Source organism: Streptococcus sp. 1001283B150225_161107_H12, from assembly GCF_015552665.1.
In the GTDB taxonomy this organism is placed as follows: domain Bacteria; phylum Bacillota; class Bacilli; order Lactobacillales; family Streptococcaceae; genus Streptococcus.
Window position 1 is genome coordinate 1 of record NZ_JADNFC010000005.1, and the last position, 26,862, is coordinate 26,862.

A 26,862-nucleotide genomic window follows, 5' to 3' on the forward strand; every position below is an offset into this window, starting at 1 on the left:
TTTGGGAGTTTAGCTCAGCTGGGAGAGCATCTGCCTTACAAGCAGAGGGTCAGCGGTTCGATCCCGTTAACTCCCATAGGTCCCGTAGTGTAGCGGTTATCACGTCGCCCTGTCACGGCGAAGATCGCGGGTTCGATTCCCGTCGGGACCGTAGAAACGAAGTTTCTAGCAGATAATGATACGACTCGTTAGCTCAGTTGGTAGAGCAATTGACTTTTAATCAATGGGTCACTGGTTCGAGCCCAGTACGGGTCATTATAGCGGGTTTGGCGGAATTGGCAGACGCACCAGATTTAGGATCTGGCGCTTTACGGCGTGGGGGTTCAAGTCCCTTAACCCGCATAAAAGAATAATAATGAGCCGGCTTAGCTCAGTTGGTAGAGCATCTGATTTGTAATCAGAGGGTCGCGTGTTCAAGTCATGTAGCCGGCATTTTTTTATATAAAGAAACAGATGCGAACGTAGTTCAGTGGTAGAACACCACCTTGCCAAGGTGGGGGTCGCGGGTTCGAATCCCGTCGTTCGCTTGAGGAGGCCGGGGTGGCGGAACTGGCAGACGCACAGGACTTAAAATCCTGCGATTGGTAACGATCGTACCGGTTCGATTCCGGTCCTCGGCATAGACTTAGGTTGGAGAAGAAGCACCCTTAGCTCAACTGGATAGAGTACCTGACTACGAATCAGGCGGTTAGAGGTTCGACTCCTCTAGGGTGCATGGTCGCAAGACTATGTAGCAATAGAATAGAAACGAGCACCCTTAGCTCAACTGGATAGAGTACCTGACTACGAATCAGGCGGTTAGAGGTTCGACTCCTCTAGGGTGCATAAAGCGTAAGCTTTAGTTCGGGAAGTAGCTCAGCTTGGTAGAGTACTTGGTTTGGGACCAAGGTGTCGCAGGTTCGAATCCTGTCTTCCCGATAAATGTGAAAGAGGTCATTTGACCTTTTTTATTTTGTTTGTAACGAAAAAAAGGCCGTGTGGCCTTTTTCTTTTATAACAATTGATACTCGTCAATCAGCATGATGGTTTCTCGTCCTTTATTATCGACAATTCTGACTTGTCTTGGATAATAGGGGTCGAAGGGAATTAGGAAATCAACTGCAATTTCTAAGGGGAAGTCTTTTTGACTGAAGCGCAAGGTTGTTTTTCCTTTGCGATTAATGAGTTCAAATTTTAAAACAGAATTTAAGGGATAAACATGTTTGAGATAGTTATCAATGACATACCAAAAACTGTCAATAATATCATCTGGTAAGCTAGTCATGACTCCAAAACTTGCATAGCGACCTCGAGTATTCGTAAACGCCATAGTATCTCCCTTCCTCTTTTTATTAAGTACATAGTACTTGTTTTAGGTGGATATTGCAAGTGTTAAGTTCGAAAAAAAGAGCTTTCGCTCTTTTCAACTTTATTTATTTCGCAGTTCAACATAACGGTTGTACCAAATTTTGATGTATTCCTCAGAGAAAGGACCTAATTGATTGTTGATCCAATCTACAAGGATTTTGACATTTTCTTTTAGGATAAAGTCAATGTCATCTGAATAGTTCATTTTGCGTTTGTGCTGTTCGTATTCTTCTACATCCAGCAGTTTCTTATCACCACCAGGAAACACTTTGACATCAAGATCATAATCAATATACTTTAGTGCCTCTTGATCCATATAAAATGGACTGGCTAGATTACAATAGTAGGACACTTCATTATCGCGGATCATAGCGATGATATTGAACCAGTACTTCTTATGAAAGTAGACGATTGCTGGCTCTCTTGTAATCCATCTTCTACCATCGCTTTCTGTAACGAGAGTATGATCATTGACGCCTATCAGTGCGTTTTCCGTAGTTTTTAGTACCATGGTGTCCCGCCAAGTTCGGTGGAGACTTCCATCATGTTTATAACTTTGAATTGTAATAAAGTCGCCTTCTTTAGGTAGTTTCATAACTTACCAACTTTCTACAATCTAAGTACATCCTCTATATTGTATCATATTTTCATGAAAATAAGGGATTTTCATGTGAATTTTTATTTAAAGGAATTCTCGAAGTGCTGTAGAAATGTCAGAGTAGTCGTAGCCTTTGCGCGCTAGTGCTTGAGTGAGGCGTTGTTTGAGCTCGTAGCCCTCATATTTTCGAGAATATTTTTGATGTTGCTTTTCCAGTTCCTTCATAATCAGATCGAGTGTTTGTTCTTCATCTGGCTCAATATCCAACTGGTGATAGGCTTGCTTGGCTAATCCATAACTAAAGCCTTTATTGATAAGATTTTGTGTGATTTTATCTTTTAAGGCTCTTGGTGGAAGTTTTTTAGCGTATTGTTTGGCTAATTTTTTGGCAGTTCGTTGAGCTACCTCGGAAAAATCAAATTCTGAGGTGATCTGATCTATATAGTGGGAAGAGACTCCTTTTTGAATGAGCTTTTGCTTGAGGAGATAGGGTCCCTTGTCACCTGAGAGGTGATTGGATTGAAAGATAGCCCGAGTATAGGCCAAGTCGTCGATCCATTTGTCTTCTTTTAAGGTGTTTATGACGGTATCAATAGTTGATTCGTCGATTTCATGCTTGGCTAAGTAGTCGCGAACTTCGCGGCCTGTACGGGCTTTAAAAGAAAGGTGGTAAAGGGCTAAATTCTTAGCATGGGAAAGCTGGGCAAAGGTTTGGATTTCCTTGAGTTCTTTCTGGCTAATTTCCTTGTCTCGTGAGAGCATGAAGCGGACGATGGTGTCTTCTGTAATGTAGAGGGATTCGGCTTGATCCAGCTCTAGAAGGTAGAGACGTTTTTTCTTTTCTAATTTGGTGATTTTCATAGGTTTCCTGTTTCGTTTCGATTTTTTTGGGGGTTATGATCAATCTTTCTCTCTATATAATTCGTATTCTAATTGAGAAATGTCTGTAATTCCTTGTTTTTCTTTTCAATTCTATCATATTCTAAACGAATGAGAAACTACATGGTATAATAGACATATGAATCTAAAAGTTAAACAAAGAATTCCTTTGAAAATCAAGCGAATGGGAATTAATGGAGAAGGGATTGGCTTTTACAAGAAAACCTTGGTCTTTGTGCCTGGGGCTTTAAAGGGCGAAGATGTCTTTTGCCAAATTACTGCGATTCGAAAGAACTTTGCAGAAGCCAAGCTCTTGTCTGTCAACAAGGCTTCCAAGTATCGGGTAACGCCAACCTGTGATATCTATGAGACCTGTGGGGGCTGCCAGATTATGCATCTGAAGTACAGCAAGCAGTTGGAGTTCAAAACGGACTTGTTACAGCAGGCCTTAAAAAAATATGCACCTAAGGGGTATGAAAATTATCTGATCCATCCGACGCTTGGGATGGAAAAACCACAGTATTATCGGGCCAAACTTCAATTTCAGACGCGTAAATTTAAGGGGCAGGTCAAGGCTGGTTTGTACGCCCAAAATTCCCATTATTTGGTGGAATTAAGGGACTGTCTGGTCCAGGATCCGGTCATTCAGGAAATCGCTAACCATGTAGCGGAGTTATTGACCTACTACCAGATTCCCATTTCAGATGATCGGAAGCAATTGGGTGTTCGAACAATCATGGTGCGCCGAGCTCGTAAGACTGGACAGGTCCAAATGATCGTGGTGACGAGTCGGCAGATTAATTTAATAGACTTGGTCGCGGATTTGGTAGAAAAACACCCTGAAATTGTGACGGTGGCAGTCAATCTGAATACCTCCAAATCTAGCGAGATTTATGGAGAGAAGACACAGATTATTTGGGGACAGGAGACCATTCGAGAAGGGGTCTTGGATTATGAATTTTCCTTGTCTCCTCGGGCCTTTTACCAGTTAAATCCTGAGCAGACAGAAGTCCTCTATAGTGAAGCTGTTAAAGCCTTAGATGTATCCCCAGAGGATCATTTGATTGATGCCTACTGTGGGGTTGGGACCATTGGTTTTGCCTTTGCAGACAAGGTCAAGAGTGTCCGGGGGATGGACATTATCCCTGAAGCGATTGAGGATGCCAAGTACAATGCTAAGCAGATGGGATTTGATAACACCCACTATGAAGCTGGGACGGCTGAGGAAATTATTCCTCGTTGGTACAAGGAAGGCTATCGGGCAGATGCAGTCATTGTGGATCCACCACGGACAGGACTGGGGGTTCAATTGATTGACACCTTGTTGCGCTATGCCCCTCAAAAGATGGTCTACGTTTCTTGTAATGTTTCCACCCTGGCGCGGGACCTCGTGGACTTGACCAAGGTATATGATGTCATCTACATCCAGTCAGTGGATATGTTTCCCCATACAGCACGGACAGAGGCTGTGGTGAAATTGGTCAAGAAAGCTTAATCAAATAGGAATCAACAGTGGATATTTGGCAAATCATGTATGAAAAGGCCAATCAGAGGGCCGATGAGCTTTCCCAGGAGGAGCGTTAGATTCCTAGGAGCTTAGATGAGAGAAGAATGTGAGAGTGAAAGATGGATAATAAAATTGATGTATCGATTCCCGTTGCTCAAGTCATTGATCAACATCCGGAAGTATTGGACTTGTTGGTGGAGTTGGGCTTTAAACCCTTAGCCAATCCGATCATGCGAAATACAGTTGGGCGTAAGGTTTCCTTAAAACAAGGATCAAAATTAGAAGGCACTCCTATGGAGAAGATTGTACGAACACTAGAGGCTAATGGCTATGAAGTAGTGGGGCTAGATTAATGAGTGATGAACGAATTCATGTCTTAAGAGACATCTTATTAGACCTTCATCATGGGGCTTCTCCTGAGTCGGTTCAGGAACGGTTTGATGCGACCTTTAGCGGGGTGTCTGCGATTGAGATTTCCCTCATGGAGCATGAACTGATGAATTCCGATACAGGTATCACCTTTGAGGATGTCATGGAGCTATGCGATGTCCACGCCAATCTCTTTAAGAACGCTGTACAAGGGGTCGAAGTGGCAGATACAGACCATCCAGGTCACCCAGTTCAGATTTTTAAACAGGAGAATCTAGCCCTTCGGGCCGCTATGATGCGGGTCCGTCGCTTGCTGGATAATTATGAGACGACGGAGGATCCTGAGATGATCCAGGAGATTCACAAGGGCCTCTTGCGTCAGCTAGGCCTGGTGGGTCAATTTGATCGGCATTACCGTCGCAAAGAAGAATTGATGTTCCCCATTATGGAACGCTATGGGCATGATTCCCCCCCTAAAGTCATGTGGGGAGTGGATGACCAGATTCGAGAACTCTTTGCGAAAGCGATGGACGCGGCCAAGAAACTGCCGGATTCTGGTATTTCTGAAGTCAAAGAGAGCTTTGAAGCCTTTGCACAAGAGTTTGAGGCTATGATCTTCAAGGAAGAATCGATCCTCTTGATGATTTTACTGGAGGCTTTTACTCAGGATGATTGGCTCTCCATCTCGGAAGAAAGTGATGCCTATGGTTATGCTATTATCATTCCGAGTGAGAAATGGGTGCCAAAACGCGTGGACTTCAAGGAAGAAGGAGCAAGAGAGTCAGAAGGTTCAGGTGAGGCCATTCCTTCTTCAGATGGAGATGAGCACCGTCAGGTCATTGAGACTCCTGAGGGACAATTGACCATTACCTTCAAGCCTAAGAAAAAAGAAGAGAGCTTCGACCGCCAGCAACCACAAGCTTTTGGCCATGGATTTTTATCGGTGGAGCAGGCGAATTTGATCTTGAACCATCTACCGATGGAGATCACCTTTGTTAATAAAGATGATATCTTCCAGTATTACAATGATGTAGCGCCTTTTGAGGAGATGATCTTCAAACGGACGCCGTCGCAGGTAGGACGCAATGTTGAGCTGTGTCACCCGCCAAAATATTTGGAGAAGGTCAAAGCCATCATGCAAGGGCTTCGAGAAGGGAAAAAAGACAAGTACGAAATGTGGTTCAAATCCGAATCACGTGGGAAATTTGTCCATGTCACCTATGCGGCAGTGCGTGATGAAGCAGGAGATTTTCAAGGTGTCTTGGAATATGTCCAGGATATCCAACCCTATCGGGAAATCGATAGTGGATTTTATAGAGGATTGGAGTAAGAATGAGCTACGAAAAAGAATTTATGAAAGAATTTGAGGCCTGGATCAAGACCCAGGTCATGATCAATGAGATGGCCCTGACAGAAAGCAAGAAGGTTTATGAAGAGGATCAGGACGAGCGGGCCAAGGAAGCTATGATCCGCTACGAGAGTCGCTTGGATGCCTATCAATTCCTTCAAGGGAAGTTTACTAACTACCACGAGGGGAAAGGATTCCACGATCTTCCAGATGGCTTGTTTGGAGAGAGAACCTATTAAAAGCTCTTTGTGAAGACCTTTTACTGGCTGGATTTGGCTGAGAATAGTGCAATGACTTGATTTTTCGAGGGATTGTGTTACAATAAAAAAGTTGAACAGACATCAACGAATTATCGAAAGTAATATTGGTGATGAAACCTTGTTGCCTTAGGGATTGATTACTGGATACGTAGGAGGAAAAATGGCAAAGAAGAACGTTAACCGTGCGAAACAATACAAACATCAAAATAGACATCTTTTGAAAAAAGCTGTCGCAACTGTAGGAGCAGCTGTTAAAGAAGCACCTAAGAAGGTTGAGAAAGCAGCAAAAGCAGTAGCGAAAGAAGTGAAACAAGCAGCTTCTTCAGTAGAAGAATTCGCTGCAAGCTTGGAAGGTGTAGCACTAGATCGTACGCAAACATTCTATGATGAAGGTATTCGCTCTGTTGCGGACTTCGCAAACTGGACGGAGAAAGAGTTGTTGGCCCTTAAAGGAATCGGCCCAGCAACCATCAAAAAATTGCAAGAACTTGGTGTCAAGTTTAAATAATCGCTTTTGTGATTTCTTGCTATTTCCAGGAAAACTTGATAAAATGAAGCTGTTAGAGGTGTTTTGAGTCCCACATTTTACAGAAAGTGGCGGTGCTGAGAAGTCCACAAATGTGTCAAAACTGGTTGCTAATGGATGAAAATGAAATAATAATGTCTTTTTGTTTTAAAGACGAGAGTTGCGGGCGTTGCCCGAAATTGGGTGGTACCGCGGATAAACACATTCGTCCCTGTCAGATTGATGACAGGGGCGATTTTTTGTAGAAAGCGAGGGAGGAAAATGACAAGAGCAGAGTTGCCAGAACGAATCGAAACGGAGCGTCTAGTCTTACGAGTCCGAACAGTGGCTGATGCAGAGGACATATATGCTTACGCTAGTCTTCCAGAAGTCTCCTACCCAGCAGGTTTTCCACCCGTCAAGACCTTGGAAGATGAGATTTATTACCTAGAGCATATCCTTCCTGAGCGCAATGAAAAGGAAAATATCCCGGCTGGCTATGGAATTGTTGTCAAAGAGACGGATAAAGTCATTGGTTCTGTCGACTTCAATCATCGCCACGAAGACGATGTGCTGGAGATTGGCTATACCTTGCACCCAGACTATTGGGGGCGAGGCTATGTACCCGAAGCGGCACGTACCTTGATTGACCTGGCTTTTAAAGAACTGGGGCTTCACAAGGTAGAATTGTCTTGCTTTGGTTACAATATCCAAAGTCAACGAGTCGCTGAGAAACTTGGTTTTACCCTCGAAGCTCGCATAAGAGACCGCAAAGATGCTCAAGGCAACCGCTGTGATGATTTGAGATATGGCTTGCTGAAGAGTGAGTGGGGATATATAAATAAGGAGAATATATGTCAACAAGTGATTTAATTAGTTTAGCAGGAGTTTTAATTGCTGCCATTGGAGTTTGGGTTACATGGACTGTATCAAAAAAGAATCCTGAAGAGAAAAATTTAAAAGAAATTGTAAAAAAAGATGAGGATATTTTTGATTATCTTGCTAATGAGAATGAAGATGTAAACGATTATTTTACTCGTATTTTTAAACAGTTGGAAAAAGATGACAGATATAGTTTAAATAAATTAAAAGGCTATCCTTGGTTGAGTATAAAGGGAAATGTAAGCTGGAAAAAAACTGAAGTTTTACCTTTAAATATCAACGGCACTATTATCTACATAAGTACAAATAGGAATTTAAAACCTATCGGAGATGATAAAAAAGATAAACTTTCTGCTCAAGAGTTAGTTAATAAAGTTTTATTAGAAGATTTAAAAAAATAGAGAAAGGACACACACATGTCTAAAGAACTTTCACCTAAATACAATCCAGCCGAGGTTGAGGCTGGTCGTTACCAAAAATGGCTGGACGAAGATGTTTTTAAGCCTTCAGGCGATCAAAAAGCTAAGCCTTATTCAATCGTCATTCCACCACCAAACGTAACTGGGAAACTCCACCTCGGTCACGCTTGGGATACGACTTTGCAAGATATCATCATCCGTCAAAAACGCATGCAAGGTTTTGATACGCTTTGGCTTCCAGGGATGGACCACGCGGGGATTGCGACTCAGGCTAAGGTTGAGGAGCGCTTGCGTGGTGAGGGCATTACGCGTTATGACCTCGGTCGTGAAAAATTCCTTGACAAGGTCTGGGAATGGAAAGACGAATATGCCACTACCATCAAGGAACAATGGGGCAAGATGGGTCTCTCTGTGGACTACTCTCGTGAGCGTTTCACTCTTGATGAAGGTTTGTCGAAAGCGGTTCGCAAGGTCTTTGTGGACCTTTACAAGAAAGGCTGGATCTACCGTGGTGAGTTTATCATCAACTGGGACCCAGCAGCTCGCACAGCCCTTTCTGATATTGAGGTGATCCACAAGGACGTCGAAGGTGCCTTCTACCACATGAACTACATGCTGGAAGACGGCTCACGCGCCCTTGAAGTTGCGACAACTCGTCCTGAGACCATGTTTGGGGACGTTGCGGTTGCAGTCAATCCAGAAGACCCACGCTACAAGGACTTGATTGGTCAAAACGTAGTCCTTCCTATTGCTAACAAACTGATCCCGATCGTTGGTGATGAGCACGCAGATCCTGAGTTTGGTACTGGTGTCGTGAAAATCACACCTGCCCACGATCCAAACGACTTCTTGGTTGGTCAACGTCACAACTTGCCACAAGTCAACGTCATGAACGACGACGGAACTATGAACGACTTGGCCTTCGAATTTGCAGGCATGGACCGTTTTGAAGCTCGTAAGGCAGTCGTTGCTAAGTTGGAAGAAATCGGTGCCCTCGTTAAAATCGAAAAACGTGTCCACAGTGTTGGTCACTCAGAGCGTACAGGTGTCGTGGTTGAGCCACGTTTGTCTACGCAATGGTTCGTCAAGATGGACCAATTGGCTAAGAATGCTATTGCCAACCAAGATACAGACGATAAGGTAGAATTCTACCCACCTCGTTTCAACGATACCTTCCTTCAATGGATGGAAAATGTCCACGATTGGGTTATTTCTCGTCAGCTCTGGTGGGGTCACCAAATCCCTGCTTGGTACAATGCTGAGGGTGAAATGTACGTCGGTGAAGAAGCTCCAGAAGGCGACGGATGGACTCAGGACGAAGACGTCTTGGATACTTGGTTCAGTTCTGCCCTTTGGCCATTCTCAACTATGGGCTGGCCTGATGTCGACTCAGCAGACTTCAAACGTTACTTCCCAACTTCAACCTTGGTAACAGGTTACGACATCATCTTCTTCTGGGTGTCTCGTATGATCTTCCAATCCTTGGAATTCACGGGCCGTCAGCCATTCCAAAACGTGCTTATCCACGGTCTCATTCGTGACGAGCAAGGACGCAAGATGTCTAAATCACTCGGTAACGGGATTGACCCAATGGATGTTATCGAGAAATACGGTGCCGATGCCCTTCGTTGGTTCCTTTCAAACGGTTCTGCACCAGGGCAAGACGTGCGCTTCTCTTACGAGAAAATGGATGCTTCATGGAACTTTATTAACAAGATCTGGAACATCTCTCGCTACATCCTCATGAACAATGAAGGCTTGACCCTTGAGCAAGCAACGGCTAATGTGGAAAAAGTGGTTAACAAGGAAGCTGGAAATGTCACAGACCGCTGGATTCTCCACAACCTCAATGAAACTATCGGCAAAGTCACTGAGAACTTTGATAAGTTTGAGTTTGGTGTAGCTGGCCACATCCTCTACAACTTCATCTGGGATGAGTTTGCGGACTGGTATGTTGAGTTGACCAAGGAAGTTCTTTATAGCGACAACGAAGAAGAGAAAGTTATCACACGTTCTGTTCTCCTTTACACTTTGGACAAGATCCTTCGTCTCCTTCACCCAATCATGCCATTCGTGACAGAGGAAATCTTTGGACAAATCTCAGAAGGTTCTATCGTTACAGCAACATACCCAACTGTCAACCCAGCCTTTGAAGACCTTGCAGCTCACACTGGTGTGGAAAGCCTCAAAGACTTGATCCGTGCCGTTCGGAATGCGCGTGCGGAAGTAAACGTAGCACCAAGCAAGCCAATCACGATTCTTGTTAAGACTAGCGATAGCGACTTGGAAGCCTTCTTTAACAGCAATGTCAACTACATCAAACGCTTCACAAATCCAGAACACTTGGAAATCGCATCAAACATCCCTGCACCTGAACTCGCAATGTCAAGCGTCATCACAGGAGCAGAAATCTACCTGCCACTGGCAGACCTCCTCAATGTCGAAGAAGAACTGGCTCGTCTCGACAAGGAACTAGCTAAATGGCAAAAAGAACTGGATATGGTCGGTAAGAAGCTCTCTAACGAACGCTTCGTAGCCAATGCCAAACCAGAAGTCGTCCAAAAAGAACGCGACAAACAAGCCGACTACCAAGCTAAATACGACGCGACAATAGCGCGTATTGATGAGATGAAGAAACTCGTGAAATAAACATAGAAACACGGCGGAATGCCGTGTTTTGATAAATGGAGATACAATGTTAAAAAAAGTTACTATAAAAAATCTATTTGATAAAGAAGATATTAATATTGATTTTTCTAAGAGATCAGTAATAATTACCGGAGACAATGGTAATGGTAAAACTACGATTTTAAATATAATCTATAATGTATTAGTCGGTAATTATCCTACACTAATCAAAATGAAGTTTGATAAGATTAATATTAAATTTCAATCTGAATTTGAATTTATGAATGAAATTAATATTGAACTCAAAAAAAACGATATCTTAAAACAATTAATCATCAGATATAAGATTAAAAATAAAAATTTAAAAATTGAAATTTCTTCAAATTTATACAATAACATTATTGTAAACAGTATTAAACGTAGCAATAAAATATTATACCAAGAAGATAGAAATGATAATTTATTTTATTTTTTAGAAGATAAAAGTACTATAATAGAGTTATTGGCAGCGATTAATGAAAATGAATTTAAGCCTAATATTACAGAAATCAATAAATCTTTACTATACTTCCCAACATATAGACGTATAGATTTGGATATTGAGTCATATTTCTCAAATTTATATGATACTTCAATGATGAAATATTTCAAGAGGGATGGACTTCGTAAGTTCACATCATTTGGAGACATAGATAGAAGGGTAATTGGTATCTCAAATACAGATATTGAAGATATACTTAGAGAATATTCAAGGACATTAAATGAAATTTCATCAAATAATCTTGATATTCTTTTAAGAGATTTCGCTAAAAATAGCATACTAGGTATGAAAGAGGATGCTCTTAAATTCAAATCACCTGAACTCTTGATGCAAACAAAAATTTTGGAACAGTTAACAAGTATTAATGATAGTTTAAATTTAGAAATTTCTAATAAACAACTAGTAGAAATATCAGAACAATTTGAAGAAAAATTGAAATTCTTTAATAAGATTAAAAAAAATAAACCTAAAGACCATGAAGAAATGGACAAGGTTTTAGATCTTTTTATGTCATTACCAATGATGCAAGTGTTTCAAAAATTACAAGAATCTTACCTATCATTTAATGAAACAATGGCTTCAGAGTTAGAAAATTATAAATATATTCAAGAGAATCTATTGGATTTTTCCGGGAATAAATTAAAGTTGAATAAAACAGAATTAAATGAATTTTATTTTTTTAAAGAAGGAGCAGGCATCGATAAGTTTAATGATTTTTCTACTGGTGAAAAACAATTAATAACTTTTTTAGTATATTCAGCGATTGAACTTCCAAAGAATACCCCTTCTTTGATTATAATTGATGAACCTGAATTGTCACTTCATGTTAAATGGCAAAATAAACTCTTAAAAAATCTTTTAAAGAAAAGTAACATTAAAATTTTATCAGCGACTCACTCTCCGTACATACTTAATAAACTAGAAGTAGATTCTTTGATTGTTAGAAAGCAGGAAGCAAATGAGTGTTGATACAATCAAAATCGGTAGTGCTATCCCTGAAATTATAGAAATTGATGATATTGCAGAAGACTTTTTTGATTTCCCAAAGCCAGAGAAGGTATTGATTGTTGAGGGGATTACAGATAAAGAGGTTCTTGATAATTATTTGTATTTAAAACGTATAAAAGTAGATTTTTCTATACGTTCAGCAAACATGATAGAGGGTAATAGTTATTCAGGAAAAGATTGGGCACTGCAATATTATGACAGGAATAAAAGTAACCAAGAAATTAAAGTTCTTTTAGACAGAGATTACGATTATATTTGCTCTTCACAGAGAGAAGATGAAGGAATATTTTATTATGATTATTATGAGCTAGAAAATTATTTTTTTGAAGATAAAATTTTGAAATCTATATTGATATCTAATGGTATCTCCATAGATGAGATTGAAAAAATAATGTCTTTCCTTAATGATAAAGACACAATCTCTTTACATTCTCTGCTAGAGTGTTCGAAGCTACGTATTTTTAGAAAATTACATAAAGATAAAGCTACAACTTTTCAACTAAATGATAGTGAAATAAAACAGTTTGCAGATTTTATTAAAAATATTGATATAAGATCTTGTTTTCCAGGAAGAGATCCCAATTTAATCGGTGAGAACTTTACAGACCGTTTAGATTGTTATTTAAATAATAATCTAAACTCCATTAATTCTACTTTATATAATCAAATACAAGATTTCTTTAATTCTAATGCTACTGATATTTCATACCCAAAAACTTTGATTGAGTATTTTAGATATTTCTTTAAAGGAAAAGATTCAATAAAATTTATTTCAGACTTTCTGTTAAATGAAAATCTAATTCAATCTAATTTAAATAATGTATCATCTAAGAATGTGTTGAGAATATATATTTTTCAATCAGATTTATATAAAAGTAAAATTAAAGAAGTGATAAGAATGTTTTCCACGTAGTTTTTAATATCATACTTAAGATAATTTTTAGAAAGCAGGTTACTACATGACAAATTCTGTAAGTTCGAACCAATCTGAGAAGTACAATATTGCAGCTTTCTTCTCAGGTGTTGGGGGAATTGAGTTGGGATTTGAACAAACCAACGAGTTCAGAGTGGTGTATGCCAATGAATTTGATAAGTATGCGCGTCAGACTTATCGTTTAAATTATCCAAATACGCATTTGGATAGTCGTGATATTCATGCGGTACAGCCGGAAGACATTCCAGCTGAGCGCGTGGATGTAATTATGGGAGGATTCCCTTGCCAAGCCTTTAGTATTGCGGGTTACCGCAAGGGCTTTGATGATGATCGTGGCGATCTTTTCTTTGAGTTGCTTCGTATGATTGAAGGGCGTAAACCTCGTGCCATCTTCATCGAAAACGTCAAAAACATGGTCGGTCATGACCATGGCAATACCTTCAAGGTTATTCGTGAGGCTTTGACTGAGAACAACTACTTCATCAAGTGGAAGGTACTCAATGGGAAAGACTATGGAAATATCCCACAAAACCGTGAGCGGATCTACATCGTTGGTTTTGATACAAAAGAAGCCTATGACTTGTTTGAATTCCCAGAGGAAATCAAGCTGACAACGACTTTGAGTGATGTTATTGATTTTGGTGCCAAGCCTGATGAGGCCTACTATTATCGAGAAGGCAAGCAAAATTTCTACGACCAGTTGAAATTTGAAGTGACCAGTCAAGATACAGTTTACCAATGGCGTCGTCAGTATGTCCGTGAAAACAAAAATGGCGTTGTTCCTACTTTAACAGCTAATATGGGAACAGGCGGGCACAATGTCCCTCTGATCCTGACAGATAGTGGGGAGATTCGTAAGTTAACACCAAAGGAAACCTTCAATGTACAAGGTTATCCAAAGACCTTTAAGTTGCCTGAGGGTGTTTCCAATGGTCAACTCTACAAACAAGCTGGAAACAGTGTGGTTGTTCCTGTGATTAAACGCATTGCAGAGCGGATTGCTTTTGCCCTTAATGAGAGCAATGGGCCGTCTCAACTGGATCGTTCAGGAAAATTTGCGATTATCTATACCAAGATGAATGGTCAGTTTGAAGGCCAGTCTTATGTGAAAGATTTTGTCTCCACTTATGAGGAGGCAGAGAAGAAGATTGCCTCCTATGAGGATGGTCTTGCCATTTTATCAGATGAAGATTATTTCAGATTGGTAAAAAAACGTGGAAATTTTGAATTTTACAGCATTATTTAACGAATTATATAAGTAAGGGGACTAGTGAAAATCTAGTCTTCTTTTGATATACTTAAATAAGAAGTGAGGATTGAATGATGTGGGAACACCTAAAACAAGAACAAAAGGAAAAATACAAGACTCTCATTACCAATTTTGCTAGTCTGAGTGAGGCTTTCTCTCAAAAAGCAGAAGGCGATGATTCTGATGATCGAGAAAGCTATGTTGCTCCGATTGTCAATTCAAAATTCCAAGAGACTGTTTTTCAGAAGGCTTTTCATGCAGTTGGGGAGGATATTGCCAACACCTCTTATGATGCTTCAGTTGTCGTTGATGAACAACATAAGTATTTGGTTGGGATTAAATCCTTTGGTTTGGACTCAGGGGATCAAAAAATTGCTCAGTTCAAGAAAGATTCACAGTCTTGGAATGAGCTGTTGAGTGAAATTCGATTTCAGGCTGATATTTCACCGGACAAGGAAACAGCTGATAAAGAAAATCGTGCTCGCTATGAAAAACTGGCTAGGGAGATTGCGTCTTTACGAAATCAACGGATTGAATCCTCAAAAGCTCTCATTAAGGGATTTCATTCTGATTCTAGTCACGTAGAAGCCGTCTATCATGTTTTGATGCCGACCTCGAAAGGGCATAAGCCTCAGATCCATGTGGGAGAGACAACTTATCTGCCTGTTGATCTAGATAATCTCAAAATTCTAGGCTCGACAACCAAGAACAATCCGACAAATTTCCGTTTTACAGATGGCCAGCATGATTACAAATACACGGCTGCAGATAGTCAGCTCCATATGACCTTTAGGAATAAGGAGATTGTAGTTGACACCTGGGATGTAAATTATGTCGAAGATCCCTTTTATCTTTTTGAACACCTTCATTTGTTGACTTCGGAAAAAAGTGATTCGGAGATTCTTGAGACGGTGTCGTGGATGATTACAGACAAACATGGAAATGTAGAAGAAAATTCGGGCTTTAATGCCTTTAATGGTGGATCAAAGTTGGCCAAAAAGGATCGCTTGCCACGGATTTTAAAGATTCAGGATAAATTTAAAGATAGTCTGGCTCCAGAAGAACTAGCTTTTGTGACCTTCTCTTTGGAAGAAATCCTCTTGAAAAAATGGTCTACCAAGGAAGAAAAAGCTCAGATGAAGTCCATTCGTGAGGACTTGATTCGCTTTGTACACCAGACAGGGAACGAAAAACTCATTAAAGAAATTGAGCAACTGGTGTATCGTCCGGTCAGTGAAGTGTATATCCCTCTTCCAGACTCCAAACATTTTCATGAGGAGCGTCCAGACTTTTTTGGTGAAGGGATCGGTAGGTTTGAGCCAGGTACTAGTAAACTTGCGCTCCCAAAAGAGGAACGGACATTTAAGCTACGATTTTTATCATCAGGTGATGTGATTACTGCCTATATCAACCAAGAAGCTGGGAAGGCCATTCAATCAACTGATAAGCAAGAAATCCTTGGGAATTGGATTCTTCGTGGTGTCTTTCAGTTAAAAGACAGAGAGATCTTGACGGGTAAGAAATTATCTCAGCTAGAAATCAATGGTATCCGTCTTTCTAAATTCAAAAACGGCGAAATTGGTATTGACTTCATCTGGATCGATGTGGACAATCCTCCTGCAGGCGCGATTGGTTGGGTTGCGAAAGCTTCTTCATCTACATGATAAAAGAACCTCCTAGTTTATCTAGGAGGTTGCTTTGTATTTTGTGGTGGGACTGTGCCCTAGGTAGGTATAAATCCGTGTTAGTGGGGATTGGGGATGGGTGGAGACGCGAAAGTGAAAGTAGTGGTCACGATGGTCGCGACTCTGGGTGTGGTGGAGTCTGAAATAGTTGCGCTGGCCTGTGGACATGGATCGGAGCAGGTCATCTTCTAAAAAGACCAAGGGGGTCGCAGTCGTTGCCAGGCGGTAAAAATCATGCTCGAACTGCTGGTAATTATCTGAAAAATAATCAAATTGGAGTTCGTGTTTATTCAGAGCGGGTTTCATAGCTAGAATCTCCTGGTTCAATAGAAAAAATAGTCGAAATAAGGAGAGAGTGATAGTGCTGGCCATTTTTAATGAGGACTTCAGAGGAGCTTAAGGTATAGACCTTGCCATAGTAGACGGCGATTTGATTATCCTGGAGGGTAGACAGGGAGAGGGGAGTCTTTTGTTGATAAGCCTGCTCGAGGAGACGACGGATTTCTTGGTTTGAGAGGAGGCGAAGCTCTTCGAGAGAGAGGTGGTTTGTTTGTAAGGCCGTCGAATGCTCAGATAGGAAGAAGCCAGCCCACTTGGCCATGCCCCGGTCTTGGAAGTCGCGTGCCGACTGATAGGGGAGATAAGAACGATCAATCATGCTAAGCCATCTAAACCTCCTGCAGAGTGGCCTCCGGTCAGTTTGCTTCGAGCCAGAGCGCGCGAATTTTCTAATAGGGCAGATCCCTTTTGTAGAGAAGCAAATCCAAATCGGTCACGGATGTTGTCAATGGTCTCTTGGAGGGCTTCTTCTCTTTGGGTTTGTCCAGGGTCATCAAATAGGGAAATCAGCTGGAAACTCTCCTCTACGAGCTTTCCATAAAAGACTCCGATCTGCCGGATGGCTCCTCCCTGGTAGTGGGAACGGAAGAGCTGGATGACTTCCTTGGCTAATTGAGCGGTAGAGTTGGTCGGTTCAATCTTTCGCTGGCAGTGGATGGAGGGGAGCTGTTCCTGTTTGGAGTAGCTGGCGTGGATGGAGACCAACTGGGTCTTTTTCTTTTCCCGACGCAAGCGGATAGCGACCTGCTCAGCCATCTCCCGAAAGACCAATTCAATATCGCTTTGGCGGTGGTAGTCACAAGGAAGGATTTGCGAATTTCCTAGACCGTGAGACTTTGGACGATAGGGGCGATGGACATTGCTTTCATCGATCCCATGGGCATGAAACCAGAGCTGGACGCCCATGACTCCAAATTCTTTTTTGAGCTGGTCTGGATTGGCCTGGGCCAGTTCATAGATGGAGTGAATGCCTAGTTTGTTCAGGTGCTTTTCTGTTCGATGGCCAATTCCCCAGAAATCGGTCAGTTTTTTTATCTGCCAGACTCGACTGGGGACGTCTTCGTAAGACCAGTTGGCCCGCATGGTTTTCTGGTGCTTGGCTTCGTTGTCCAGGGCCAGTTTGGCCAGTAGGGGATTGGCATTGCTCATCCCGACAGTAGCGTAGATCCCAGTTTGCTGCCAAATACGCTTTTGGATCCGAGCAGAAAGAAGATCCAGCTTGGAGCGTCGGTCTAGCTGAGGATCAGGGATAAAGTAGTTGAGAGAGCTGGTCAAATCGATAAAACCCTCGTCGATGGAATAGGGGTAGATGTCATCTGGAGCAGCAAATTCTTGAAAGACTTGTTGGATCTCCATGTTGACCTGGATATAGGCATTCATGCGAGGGGGAACGATAAAGGTGCGCTTGGCCCAACTTTCGATATAGTGGACAAAGGGTGGATCCGTCGGCAGGCCTTGCTTACGGGCCAGGTAGTAATTGAATTTCCTCGTCTTGAGATCAAAGGGCAGATCATAGCTTCGTCCGACATTTTTCTTCCCAAAGACCTGCTTGAAAACGGGGGAACTGGCTAAGATGAGGCCAGCAGAATTGTCGCTCCGACTCATGACACAAAGAGAAGTAGTCAAGGGATTGAGGCCGAGGCGGACGCATTCACAACTGGCATAGAAACTTTTCATATCCACAAAAGCAATATCAGACCTAGGCTCACGTGAATAATCAAAGAGCATGTCTAGACCTCCAGAGGGAGGAAGTGGCCGACCACGATACCGACGATTTTGGGTTCATCTTCATAAGGAGCAAAGAGGTCATCATAGGCTGGGTTGATGGACTCTAGGCGGAGGCCATCGTCTTCTCGATAGACTTTTTTGATATAGGTCTTCCCATTCCACATGAGGGCGTAGACTGCTCCATCATAGTCAAATCCGGTCTGTTTCATCAAGGCGACGGAACCGTTTGGATAGCTTGGTTCCATAGAATCTCCAGACACCCAAGAGGCAAAGTCGTGTTGGATTTCTTGGTCGAAATAGACGGTCTCGTAGTCAGTCTCATTGTCATAAAAGGTATGACCATGTCCAGCTGCCAAGTCGATAGAGAGGACGCGGTAAGGGATCAAAGACACCACCTTTTCTTGCTCTGCTAAGAGTTGGCTAGCCAAGAGATCGACCTTCTTCTGATGGGGCGGAGTTAGTAAAGGGTAGGTGAAAAGCGCTGAGCTCTTGTCGACAAAGTAGTCCTCTTTAACGGAGAGGCGCTTGGCCAACCTCCTGAGATTTTTATCGTGTGGCTCTGCTAAGCCATTCTCCCAACTAGAGTAGGTCTTGCGACTAATCTCTAAGGATTCGTAGACCTGAGCTTGGGTCAGGCCCAGCTCAAGTCGCCGGTCTTTTAATTTTTTTGCATCAAACATCTGCATTCTCCTATGTAACGTTTTAAAAGTTACATATAGTATAACAAAAATAAATTCGGACTTCAAGAGAAAAGTGAGAGGATTTTTCTTTAGCAGCGAAAGGGATTTAACTTAAGCGGATCTCAGATGGGAGAGGTAGGTGTTTTTGTATCTTTTATCCAAATTTTGATATAATAATCTCTATGAAGATTGTATCAGGTACCTATGGAGGGCGTCCTCTTAAGACGCTCGAAGGAAAGACAACGAGGCCTACTTCAGATAAGGTGAGAGGGGCCATGTTTAATATGATTGGTCCTTATTTTGATGGGGGGCGGGTCTTGGATTTATATGCTGGGTCAGGCGGTCTGTCTATCGAGGCGGTGTCTCGGGGGATGGAGCAGGCTGTCTTGGTTGAGAAAGACCGCAGAGCCCAAGCAATTATTGCCAGCAATATCCAAATGACCAAGGAAAGCCACAAGTTTCAATTGCTGAAGATGGAGGCTCACCAAGCTCTCGGCCAATTGCAGGGGGCCTTTGACCTTGTCTTCTTAGATCCTCCCTATGCCAAGGAGCAGATCGTAGCCGATATTGAGGCTCTGGCTGAACGAGACTTGCTGGGAGAAGAGGTCATGGTCGTCTGTGAGACAGACAAGGCAGTGGACTTGCCTGAGGAGATTGCTTGTCTAGGAATCTGGAAAGAAAAAATCTACGGAATTAGTAAGGTAACGGTTTATGTCAGATAAAATCGGGTTATTTACAGGTTCATTTGACCCAATGACCTTGGGACACTTGGATTTGATAGAGCGAGCTAGTCGCTTGTTTGATCACTTGTATGTCGGCATCTTCTTTAATCATGAGAAGATGGGCTATTTTACCATTGAGCAAAGGGAAACCATGGTGACAGAAGCAGTGGCTCATTTGCCCAATGTAAGAGTCATCACCGCAGAGGCAGAGTTGGCAGTAGAGGTTGCTAGACGGTATGGCGTGACGAGTTTGGTCCGAGGGTTGCGCAATAGCCAGGACTTCCTCTATGAAAGCAATATGGACTACTTCAATCACCAGCTGGCTCCAGAGCTTGAGACCATCTATCTCTGTGCCCAGCCCCAGTACCAGGCCTTGAGCTCGACGAGAATCCGCGAGTTGCTAACCTTCCAGCAGGATGTCAGTGCCTATGTCCCAGAGAGTGTTATAAAGGAGATGAAATAAAACGAATGAATGAATTTGAGAAACAAAGGGCTCAGCTACCAGAAAGCCCATTTGAACCTGTACGAAAAAAAGATAGTGTGTGGCGAACCTATCGTTGGCCCCTTATTGGGACCTTGCTTCTGATTTTGGCCTTGCTAGCTTTCTTTGTTCCCCTACCCTACTATCTGGAAATGCCTGGGAGTTCAGAAGATATTCGCCAAGTGATGCGCGTCAACCAGAAAAATGATGAAGCATCCGGTTCGTATGATTTTGTCACTGTTGCCGTCAAGCAAGCGACCTTCTCGGATATAGTCTATGCCTGGATGACTCCTTTTACAGATATCCACTCTGAACAAGAAATGACTGGTGGCAGTTCCAGTGAGGAATTTTTCCGGATCAATCAATTTTATATGGAGACCTCTCAAAATACTGCCAAATACCAAGGATTGAAAACGGCTGGAAAAGAGACAGAGATGGAATTCTTAGGTGTTTATGTCATGCAAGTAGCAGAAGACTCTACCTTCAAAGGCGTTCTAAATATTGCGGACACGGTTACGGCCGTGAATGACAAAACCTTCAAGAGCTCAAAAGAGCTCATCGAGTATGTTGGTTCCCAAAAAATTGGGGACAAGGTCTCAGTGACCTACACAGAAGATGGTCAGACCAAGACAGCTGAAGGAAAGATTATTAAGTTGGTCAATGGCAAGAATGGGATTGGGATTAGCTTGATTGACCGGACAGAAGTGAAGAGTGACGTGCCGATTGAGTTTGCGACAGCTGGCATCGGTGGTCCAAGTGCCGGGATGATGTTTAGTTTGTCCATCTATACCCAAGTAGCGGATCCAGACCTTCGTCAGGGACGCCATATCGCAGGGACAGGGACCATTAACCATGATGGGACTGTCGGAGATATCGGTGGAGTGGATAAAAAAGTCGTAGCAGCAGATCGCGCTGGTGCTGAAATCTTCTTTGCCCCTGATAATCCGGTGACAGAGGAAGTTAAAAAGAACAATCCGAATGCTAAGAGCAACTACGACGAAGCGGTAGAAACAGCTAAGAAAATTAAGACCAAGATGAAAATTGTTCCTGTCAAAACCTTGCAGGATGCCATCGACTATTTGAAAAAGAATTAAAGTAGCTTGCTCGACATAGTTTGTACTTGAAAGTATGAGCTGATGTTGGTAGATCGGAATATTCATCTTCCAATCAAATTCAAGTTTTTGCATATCAATCTCTCTATTTTTAGAGAGATTTTTTCTTTATACTAGTGTCAGAAAGAAAGGGAGGTAGTGAAATGATTCAAACCAGTTTGTTTTCCATTTCAGTATTCTTAGCGGGAGTTCTATCCTTTTTCTCCCCGTGTATTTTGCCACTGATGCCAGTCTATGTAGGGATCTTATTAGATTCTGAGCATGAAAAAACGGTGCGTATTTTTGGAAGAGATATTTCTTGGTATGGTTTGGTCAAGACCCTCTGTTTTATTGCTGGTCTATCAACCGTATTTCTCATCCTAGGTTATGGTGCAGGGGCCCTTGGTCAGGTACTCTATGCTCCCTGGTTCCGTTACCTATTAGGAGGGATTGTCATCTTATTGGGAATCCATCAGATGGGCCTCATCAATCTGAGACAACTCCAAAAACAAAAGAGTATCCAACTGAAGAAGGACGAAAAACGCAATGAATTCTTCAATGCTTTTCTGATAGGGGTAACCTTTAGTTTTGGGTGGACCCCTTGTGTCGGACCAGTTTTGAGCTCTGTTTTAGCCATTGCCGCTTCTGGAGGAGATGGGGCTTTACAAGGCGCTCTCCTTATGTTGCTCTATACATTAGGCTTGGCGCTACCCTTCTTAGTCTTGGCTCTAGCTTCTAGCTGGGTTTTACAACATTTTGCTAAACTCAAGCCCCATATGGGAACCTTGAAAAAAATTGGTGGTGCCCTCATCATCTTGATGGGCATCTTGCTGATGCTAGGAAATCTTAATAGCCTCGCATCCCTGTTTCACTAATCTTGAATGATTAAAGGAGAAAAATCATGAAAAAAATTCTTGCACTTTCTATTGCTACACTTAGCATCGTCACTTTAGCAGCTTGTTCTGGACAGAAATCAGATTCAGATATGAAAAAAACGGACGATAGTAGTATGATGAAGAAGGACGATATAAAGAAGGATGACATGAAGGATTCATCCATGTCCGATGATAAAATGAAAAAAGAAGACATGAAAGATTCATCTATGATGTCTGACAGCAGTTCTGAAATGAAGGACGATATGAAAAAAGATGAGATGAAATCCAGCGATTCAGAAATGAAAGATGAAAAGAGTGGATCATCTGACATGAAATCAGACCAATAAAGGACAGTAGGGAGAGGAGGTTGTCTGCTTGGGCGACTTTCTCTCTATTTATTAAAGAGGAGGAAGACATGAAAAAATTAGCTTTAGTAGCTGCAGGATTCTTGTGTACTGGACTTTTGGGGGCTTGCTCTAACCAAGGAATGGAATCATCCAACAAAAGTGAGACTAAGCAGACATCCACAATGGGACCTTCAGAGCAAGCTGGAAAGAAGGTTCAAGAGTTTAACCTGCAAGGAGTAGACGGTAAGACCTACCGCTTATCCGATTACAAGGGAAAGAAAGTTTACCTAAAATTTTGGGCTTCCTGGTGCTCAATCTGTCTTTCAACATTAGGCGACACAAATGATTTAGCAAAGGCAGAGGAGGGTAAGGATTATGTGGTCTTATCCGTTGTAGCTCCAACCTTTAATGGTGAAAAATCGGAAGCAGATTTCAAAAACTGGTACCAGTCTTTGGATTACAAGGATTTCCCAGTCTTGATGGACAGTAAGGGCGACTTGCTCAAAGAGTATGGGATTCGATCTTATCCATCTGCTCTCTTTATTGCGAGCGATGGAACTCTCGCTAAGACCCATATCGGTTATATGAGCAAGGAAGATATTGTCCAGACTCTAAAGGAAATGAAGTAAGGAGGACATAAAATGGAAACAAAATGGAAACTCATTTCCGTTCTTTTAGTGGGCCTGCTTTGTTTTGGACTCTTTTTCCTTATCAAAGGATCCATGGCCTTGGATACATCAGATGCGACGACTGAGCAGATTAAAAAAGCGTCCATGAGTCAGACACCAGTAGCAAACAAAAAGAAGGAAGAAAAAGTCAATCCAGAAGACCAACGAGAAATCTATCTAGCTGGTGGTTGCTTCTGGGGCGTGGAAGAGTATTTTTCCCGTGTTCCGGGTGTCATTGATGCCGAATCAGGTTATGCCAATGGAAAAGGGGATACCACCAAGTATGAATTAGTCCCTCAAACAGGCCATGCTGAAACAGTTCATATCACTTACAATGTCAAGCAGGTATCTCTGAAAGAATTGCTCCTGCATTATTTCCGGATTATCGACCCAACGTCGAAGAATCGTCAAGGAAATGATCAAGGAACTCAATACCGAACAGGTGTCTATTATGTCTCTCAAGAAGACCTTCCAACTATTAACCAAGTCTTTGAAGAGGTAGCAAAAAAATACGACAAACCGTTAGCGGTGGAAAAAGAGCCACTGACTAATTTCATCAAGGCTGAGGACTACCACCAGGATTATCTAAAGAAACATCCGAATGGGTACTGCCATATCGATGTCAATCAGGCTTCTTATCCTGTTATTGATGCTAGTCGCTACTCTAAGCCAAGCGATGAGGAAATCAAAAAGAAGTTATCTCCTGAAGAGTATGCGGTGACACAAAAAAATGATACCGAACGGGCCTTCTCCAATCGTTACTGGGATCAGTTTGATGCCGGTATTTATGTAGATGTCGTGACCGGTGAGCCGCTCTTTTCCTCTAAGGATAAATTTGATTCTGGTTGTGGTTGGCCAAGTTTCAGTCGTCCTATTAGTCCTGATGTGGCAATCTATAAGGAGGATAAGAGTTTCAATATGACTCGGACAGAAGTTCGGAGCCGTGTGGGAAATTCTCATCTGGGCCATGTTTTTACCGACGGTCCCAAGGAAAAAGGCGGCCTTCGCTATTGCATCAATAGCTTGTCAATCAAATTCATCCCTAAAGCAGAGATGGTGGAAAAGGGCTACGGTTATTTATTAGACTATGTCTGAGACATTTGGAACTACAATTTGCTATAATAAGCCTAGCAAAAACAAGTAGGTGAAAGACATGTATGCGATCATGATTGTGGAAGATGAAGAGCTTATCCGGCAGGGACTGACTTCCTTAGTGGATTATGAACAGTTTGGAATGACCGTCATCAACCAGGCAGAAAATGGCCGTGAGGCCTGGGAGAAGTTTCAAGATCAACCAGCTGATATCCTTCTAACCGATATCAATATGCCACAAATGAATGGCTTGGATCTGGCCCATCTCGTCAAAGAGCAGTCTCCGTCTTGTCATATCATTTTTTTGACAGGTTATGATGACTTTGAGTTTGCGAGGAAAGCCATCAAGTTAGGTGCAGATGATTATTTGCTGAAGCCTTTTTCAAAAGATGATATCGAAGAGATGTTAGCCAAGGTGAAAGGAAAACTCGATCAAGAGCGAAAAAAGGCGCAAGTCGAAGATTTGGTCAGTCATGGTTATTCGACAGACTTAGAAGAAGCTATTCATACTCGTTTAGCAGATTCCCAGCTAACCCTGAAGGATTTGGCCTATCAACTTGGTTTCAGTCCCTCTTATCTAAGTGTATTGATCAAGAAAAAATTGGGACTTCCCTTTCAAGAATACCTCATCCAAGAGCGCATGAAGAAGGCTCGCCTCTTACTTCTCACGACAGATTTAAAGATTTATGAGATCGCCGATCAGGTTGGTTTTGAAGATATGAACTATTTTTCTCAACGCTTTAAGCAGGTTGTTGGGGTGACGCCAAGGCAGTACAAAAAAGGAGAGCATGAATGAAACGATATCCCTTGCTGATTCAGCTGGTCCTCTACTTTTTTCTCTTCATTCTCCTCCTTTTTGGTCTTATTGGTAGCCTTTACTATCAAACGAGTTCAGGGACGATCCGCCAGCAAACAGAGCGGACAACAAGAAATAGTATCGATCAAAGTAGTCAGTTTATTACGTCCTATCTAAAAAAATTAAAGCAGACCACAACGGTGCTTAGCAAGGAACAGGCTGTTCGCCAATTTGCCCAAGATAGGAGTGCAGATCAAGAAACGGTTCAGCACTTGATGCGAACGATGATTGAAACGGATCCGGACCTGGTCTCAGCAGTCCTGGTGACTAAGGACGGACGTCTGGTAGCGACAGATACCAAAATCAGCATGCAGACTTCTTCAGATATGATGAATGAAAGTTGGTATCAAGAGGCGATTAAGGAAAGAGCCATGCCGGTCTTGACGCCAGCTCGAAAGGAATCCTTGACCTCGGAAAAAGAAAAATGGGTGGTTTCTATTACCCAAGAAGTGGTCGATCAGACTGGTCAAAATCTCGGAGTAGTACGCTTGGATATTGGCTACGATAGCCTTCAGGCTTACTTGGATCACCTTCAACTAGGGAAGCAAGGCTTTAGTTTTATCATTAATCAAAAGCATGAGTTTGTCTACCATCCTAAAAAGGCGGTCTATTCCTCTAGCCAAGAAATGCAGGCCATGCAGCCCTATATTGCTGTGAAGGATGGCTATGCAAAAGGAGGGCAGAATTTTATCTATCAGGTTCCGATTCCAAATAGTGATTGGACCTTGATTGGAGTGGCTTCGCTTGAAGGGCTTCAGATGCTTCAGTCGCAGCTCCTGTACTCTTTCATTGGCCTAGGATTGCTAGCTTTGATTATGTGTTTAATAGGGATTGGCTTTGTTCTGCGTTTGTGGATCAAACCCTTACGAGACCTTCAGACTATCATTTTGAGGATTGGAGCAGGAGATGCTCACGTGAGAGCTGCAGCCAAAGGATCTCCAGAATTGGTGGACCTTGCTCAAGCTTTTAATGCCATGTTGGACCAAATCGATAACCTCATGCAACAGGTCAAGGAAGAGGAGCAGAACGCACGGCGTTACGAGTTGCGGGCACTTTCGGCTCAGATTAATCCGCATTTCCTCTATAATACCTTGGATACGATTGTCTGGATGGCGGAGTTTAATGATAGTCGGCGCGTGGTCGACATCACCAAGTCTCTGGCTCAATATTTTCGACTGGCTCTCAACCAAGGCCAGGAACAAATCCTACTGAGAGATGAAATTGACCATGTCCGCCAGTATCTTTTCATTCAAAAGCAACGTTATGGTGAAAAGCTCAACTATGAAATTCTAGAAGATGAACGGTTAAGCGACTATCAGCTCCCCAAATTAGTGCTTCAACCCTTAGTGGAAAATGCGATTTACCATGGCATTAAAGAGATCGATCGGCCAGGTCTCATTCGAGTGACGACTGAAGTCAGTGGAGACTCTGCCTGCGTATCGATTTTTGACAATGGACGAGGATTTGACCGATCAGAGTCAACAGACCAAACCCTTCTTCGTTTAGGAGGTGTTGGCTTGAAAAATGTGGACCAACGATTGCATCTTCAATTTGGCGAAGCCTATCATATGGAGATTGATTCTAAGGCCAATAGCTATACAAAAATCACTCTTTATTTGCCCCTTTCATCATCTGATGAACATGTATAGAGACAAAGATTGCCTTCTTTGTTTTAGATTGAAGACGAAGTCATCTAAAAAACTTTCCGCCGTGAGAAAAGTGCCTGAAACGCAATTGTTTCAGGCACACGGAATTATTGAGAGTAAAACAGTTTGGGGAACTGTTTTAGCCTAAGCCCAGAAATTAAAGAGCGAAGAGGCTCAA

At 42.3% G+C, this 26,862-nt stretch carries 28 protein-coding genes and 10 tRNA genes; 31 read left to right on the forward strand and 7 right to left on the reverse strand.

Going from position 1 to position 26,862, the window contains the following annotated elements; all coding sequences use genetic code 11:
• The first annotated feature begins 3 nt into the window (after window positions 1-3).
• The 10 genes from I2C87_RS07530 (at window position 4) to I2C87_RS07575 (ending at window position 918) form a co-directional block, all read left to right on the forward strand.
• Window positions 4-76 (forward strand) — tRNA-Val (locus I2C87_RS07530).
• Window positions 77-78: 2 nt separating this feature from the next.
• A tRNA-Asp gene (locus I2C87_RS07535) sits at window positions 79-151 on the forward strand.
• 31 nt (window positions 152-182) lie between these two features.
• A tRNA-Lys gene (locus tag I2C87_RS07540) sits at window positions 183-255 on the forward strand.
• Window positions 256-260: 5 nt separating this feature from the next.
• Window positions 261-342: transfer RNA gene (locus I2C87_RS07545), tRNA-Leu, on the forward strand.
• A 17-nt stretch (window positions 343-359) separates the two neighbouring features.
• Window positions 360-432 (forward strand) — tRNA-Thr (locus tag I2C87_RS07550).
• A 23-nt stretch (window positions 433-455) separates the two neighbouring features.
• A tRNA-Gly gene (locus tag I2C87_RS07555) sits at window positions 456-527 on the forward strand.
• A 7-nt stretch (window positions 528-534) separates the two neighbouring features.
• Window positions 535-620 (forward strand) — tRNA-Leu (locus I2C87_RS07560).
• Window positions 621-641: 21 nt separating this feature from the next.
• Window positions 642-715, forward strand: a tRNA-Arg gene (locus I2C87_RS07565).
• A gap of 36 nt (window positions 716-751) precedes the next feature.
• Window positions 752-825 (forward strand) — tRNA-Arg (locus tag I2C87_RS07570).
• A gap of 19 nt (window positions 826-844) precedes the next feature.
• Window positions 845-918, forward strand: a tRNA-Pro gene (locus tag I2C87_RS07575).
• A gap of 73 nt (window positions 919-991) precedes the next feature.
• Here I2C87_RS07575 and I2C87_RS07580 read toward each other — a convergent pair.
• The 3 genes from I2C87_RS07580 to recX all read right to left on the reverse strand — a co-directional run bounded on the left by I2C87_RS07580 (window position 992) and on the right by recX (window position 2,806).
• On the reverse strand, window positions 992-1,309 hold the full coding sequence (locus I2C87_RS07580) for a DUF960 domain-containing protein (protein WP_048690403.1): 318 nt from the start codon (window positions 1,307-1,309) through the stop codon (window positions 992-994).
• 99 nt (window positions 1,310-1,408) lie between these two features.
• A complete protein-coding gene (locus tag I2C87_RS07585; RefSeq protein WP_048715843.1) occupies window positions 1,409-1,942 on the reverse strand; it encodes a DUF402 domain-containing protein in 534 nt (177 codons plus the stop codon).
• Window positions 1,943-2,029: 87 nt separating this feature from the next.
• Window positions 2,030-2,806: a recombination regulator RecX gene (gene recX, locus I2C87_RS07590; protein WP_195324401.1), complete on the reverse strand. Its 777-nt coding sequence runs from the start codon at window positions 2,804-2,806 to the stop codon at window positions 2,030-2,032.
• 157 nt (window positions 2,807-2,963) lie between these two features.
• Here recX and rlmD point away from each other — a divergent pair, with 157 nt between their 5' ends.
• The 12 genes from rlmD (at window position 2,964) to I2C87_RS07650 (ending at window position 16,138) form a co-directional block, all read left to right on the forward strand.
• Window positions 2,964-4,319 (forward strand): 23S rRNA (uracil(1939)-C(5))-methyltransferase RlmD, encoded by a 1,356-nt coding sequence (gene rlmD, locus I2C87_RS07595; protein ID WP_195324404.1) that lies wholly within the window; start codon window positions 2,964-2,966, stop codon window positions 4,317-4,319.
• A 131-nt stretch (window positions 4,320-4,450) separates the two neighbouring features.
• Window positions 4,451-4,684: a DUF1858 domain-containing protein gene (locus tag I2C87_RS07600; RefSeq protein ID WP_006596822.1), complete on the forward strand. Its 234-nt coding sequence runs from the start codon at window positions 4,451-4,453 to the stop codon at window positions 4,682-4,684.
• Entirely contained in the window at window positions 4,684-6,030 is a 1,347-nt protein-coding gene (locus tag I2C87_RS07605; RefSeq protein WP_195324406.1) for a DUF438 domain-containing protein, read from the forward strand. Before I2C87_RS07600 ends, I2C87_RS07605 begins: the two co-directional genes overlap by 1 nt.
• 2 nt (window positions 6,031-6,032) lie before the next feature.
• Window positions 6,033-6,287, forward strand: coding sequence for a DUF1912 family protein (locus tag I2C87_RS07610; protein ID WP_154852135.1), 255 nt, complete (start codon window positions 6,033-6,035; stop codon window positions 6,285-6,287).
• 181 nt (window positions 6,288-6,468) lie between these two features.
• Window positions 6,469-6,816, forward strand: a complete 348-nt coding sequence (locus tag I2C87_RS07615) for a helix-hairpin-helix domain-containing protein (RefSeq protein ID WP_195324408.1) — start codon at window positions 6,469-6,471, stop codon at window positions 6,814-6,816.
• Between the two features lie 279 nt (window positions 6,817-7,095).
• Entirely contained in the window at window positions 7,096-7,686 is a 591-nt protein-coding gene (locus I2C87_RS07620) for a GNAT family N-acetyltransferase (protein ID WP_195324410.1), read from the forward strand.
• Entirely contained in the window at window positions 7,668-8,096 is a 429-nt protein-coding gene (locus I2C87_RS07625) for a hypothetical protein (RefSeq protein WP_195324412.1), read from the forward strand. Before I2C87_RS07620 ends, I2C87_RS07625 begins: the two co-directional genes overlap by 19 nt.
• A 15-nt stretch (window positions 8,097-8,111) precedes the next feature.
• On the forward strand, window positions 8,112-10,763 hold the full coding sequence (locus I2C87_RS07630; RefSeq protein ID WP_195324421.1) for a valine--tRNA ligase: 2,652 nt from the start codon (window positions 8,112-8,114) through the stop codon (window positions 10,761-10,763).
• Window positions 10,764-10,809: 46 nt separating this feature from the next.
• Window positions 10,810-12,252: an AAA family ATPase gene (locus tag I2C87_RS07635; protein ID WP_195324423.1), complete on the forward strand. Its 1,443-nt coding sequence runs from the start codon at window positions 10,810-10,812 to the stop codon at window positions 12,250-12,252.
• A complete protein-coding gene (locus I2C87_RS07640) occupies window positions 12,242-13,204 on the forward strand; it encodes a hypothetical protein (RefSeq protein WP_195324425.1) in 963 nt (320 codons plus the stop codon). Before I2C87_RS07635 ends, I2C87_RS07640 begins: the two co-directional genes overlap by 11 nt.
• A 46-nt stretch (window positions 13,205-13,250) precedes the next feature.
• Window positions 13,251-14,471, forward strand: coding sequence for a DNA cytosine methyltransferase (locus I2C87_RS07645; RefSeq protein WP_195324427.1), 1,221 nt, complete (start codon window positions 13,251-13,253; stop codon window positions 14,469-14,471).
• Window positions 14,472-14,548: 77 nt separating this feature from the next.
• Entirely contained in the window at window positions 14,549-16,138 is a 1,590-nt protein-coding gene (locus I2C87_RS07650) for a hypothetical protein (RefSeq protein WP_195324429.1), read from the forward strand.
• A gap of 21 nt (window positions 16,139-16,159) precedes the next feature.
• On the opposite strand, the gene I2C87_RS10075 is transcribed toward I2C87_RS07650, so the two are convergent.
• Genes I2C87_RS10075 through I2C87_RS07665 form a run of 4 tightly spaced genes read right to left on the reverse strand, consistent with a single transcriptional unit; the run spans window position 16,160 to window position 18,906 of the window.
• On the reverse strand, window positions 16,160-16,531 hold the full coding sequence (locus tag I2C87_RS10075; RefSeq protein WP_324250061.1) for a DUF5960 family protein: 372 nt from the start codon (window positions 16,529-16,531) through the stop codon (window positions 16,160-16,162).
• The gene (locus I2C87_RS07655; RefSeq protein WP_195324430.1) at window positions 16,446-16,817 is read right to left on the reverse strand and encodes a hypothetical protein; all 372 of its coding nucleotides are present in this window, start codon (window positions 16,815-16,817) and stop codon (window positions 16,446-16,448) included. The genes I2C87_RS10075 and I2C87_RS07655 overlap by 86 nt, the downstream gene beginning before the upstream one ends.
• Window positions 16,814-18,226, reverse strand: coding sequence for a Y-family DNA polymerase (locus tag I2C87_RS07660; protein ID WP_195324431.1), 1,413 nt, complete (start codon window positions 18,224-18,226; stop codon window positions 16,814-16,816). Before I2C87_RS07660 ends, I2C87_RS07655 begins: the two co-directional genes overlap by 4 nt.
• A 2-nt stretch (window positions 18,227-18,228) precedes the next feature.
• Window positions 18,229-18,906, reverse strand: a complete 678-nt coding sequence (locus I2C87_RS07665) for a helix-turn-helix domain-containing protein (protein WP_195324432.1) — start codon at window positions 18,904-18,906, stop codon at window positions 18,229-18,231.
• Between the two features lie 182 nt (window positions 18,907-19,088).
• Here I2C87_RS07665 and rsmD point away from each other — a divergent pair, with 182 nt between their 5' ends.
• The 9 genes from rsmD (at window position 19,089) to I2C87_RS07710 (ending at window position 26,687) form a co-directional block, all read left to right on the forward strand.
• On the forward strand, window positions 19,089-19,628 hold the full coding sequence (gene rsmD / locus I2C87_RS07670) for a 16S rRNA (guanine(966)-N(2))-methyltransferase RsmD (RefSeq protein WP_195324436.1): 540 nt from the start codon (window positions 19,089-19,091) through the stop codon (window positions 19,626-19,628).
• Window positions 19,618-20,091 carry a pantetheine-phosphate adenylyltransferase gene (gene coaD, locus I2C87_RS07675; protein ID WP_195324438.1) on the forward strand — a complete coding sequence of 158 codons (474 nt, stop codon included), beginning with the start codon at window positions 19,618-19,620 and terminating at the stop codon, window positions 20,089-20,091. The genes rsmD and coaD overlap by 11 nt, the downstream gene beginning before the upstream one ends.
• Window positions 20,092-20,096: 5 nt before the next feature.
• The gene (locus tag I2C87_RS07680) at window positions 20,097-21,203 is read left to right on the forward strand and encodes a SepM family pheromone-processing serine protease (RefSeq protein WP_229046320.1); all 1,107 of its coding nucleotides are present in this window, start codon (window positions 20,097-20,099) and stop codon (window positions 21,201-21,203) included.
• A 161-nt stretch (window positions 21,204-21,364) separates the two neighbouring features.
• The gene (gene ccdA2 / locus I2C87_RS07685) at window positions 21,365-22,075 is read left to right on the forward strand and encodes a thiol-disulfide oxidoreductase-associated membrane protein CcdA2 (protein ID WP_195324440.1); all 711 of its coding nucleotides are present in this window, start codon (window positions 21,365-21,367) and stop codon (window positions 22,073-22,075) included.
• 26 nt (window positions 22,076-22,101) lie between these two features.
• Window positions 22,102-22,422: a hypothetical protein gene (locus I2C87_RS07690; protein WP_195324442.1), complete on the forward strand. Its 321-nt coding sequence runs from the start codon at window positions 22,102-22,104 to the stop codon at window positions 22,420-22,422.
• Between the two features lie 68 nt (window positions 22,423-22,490).
• Window positions 22,491-23,051 (forward strand): redoxin family protein, encoded by a 561-nt coding sequence (locus I2C87_RS07695; RefSeq protein WP_195324444.1) that lies wholly within the window; start codon window positions 22,491-22,493, stop codon window positions 23,049-23,051.
• Window positions 23,052-23,063: 12 nt separating this feature from the next.
• The gene (msrB, locus tag I2C87_RS07700; protein ID WP_195324454.1) at window positions 23,064-24,185 is read left to right on the forward strand and encodes a peptide-methionine (R)-S-oxide reductase MsrB; all 1,122 of its coding nucleotides are present in this window, start codon (window positions 23,064-23,066) and stop codon (window positions 24,183-24,185) included.
• 58 nt (window positions 24,186-24,243) lie between these two features.
• Window positions 24,244-24,978, forward strand: coding sequence for a response regulator transcription factor (locus I2C87_RS07705; protein WP_195324456.1), 735 nt, complete (start codon window positions 24,244-24,246; stop codon window positions 24,976-24,978).
• The gene (locus I2C87_RS07710; protein ID WP_195324458.1) at window positions 24,975-26,687 is read left to right on the forward strand and encodes a cache domain-containing sensor histidine kinase; all 1,713 of its coding nucleotides are present in this window, start codon (window positions 24,975-24,977) and stop codon (window positions 26,685-26,687) included. The genes I2C87_RS07705 and I2C87_RS07710 overlap by 4 nt, the downstream gene beginning before the upstream one ends.
• Window positions 26,688-26,862: the final 175 nt, after the last annotated feature.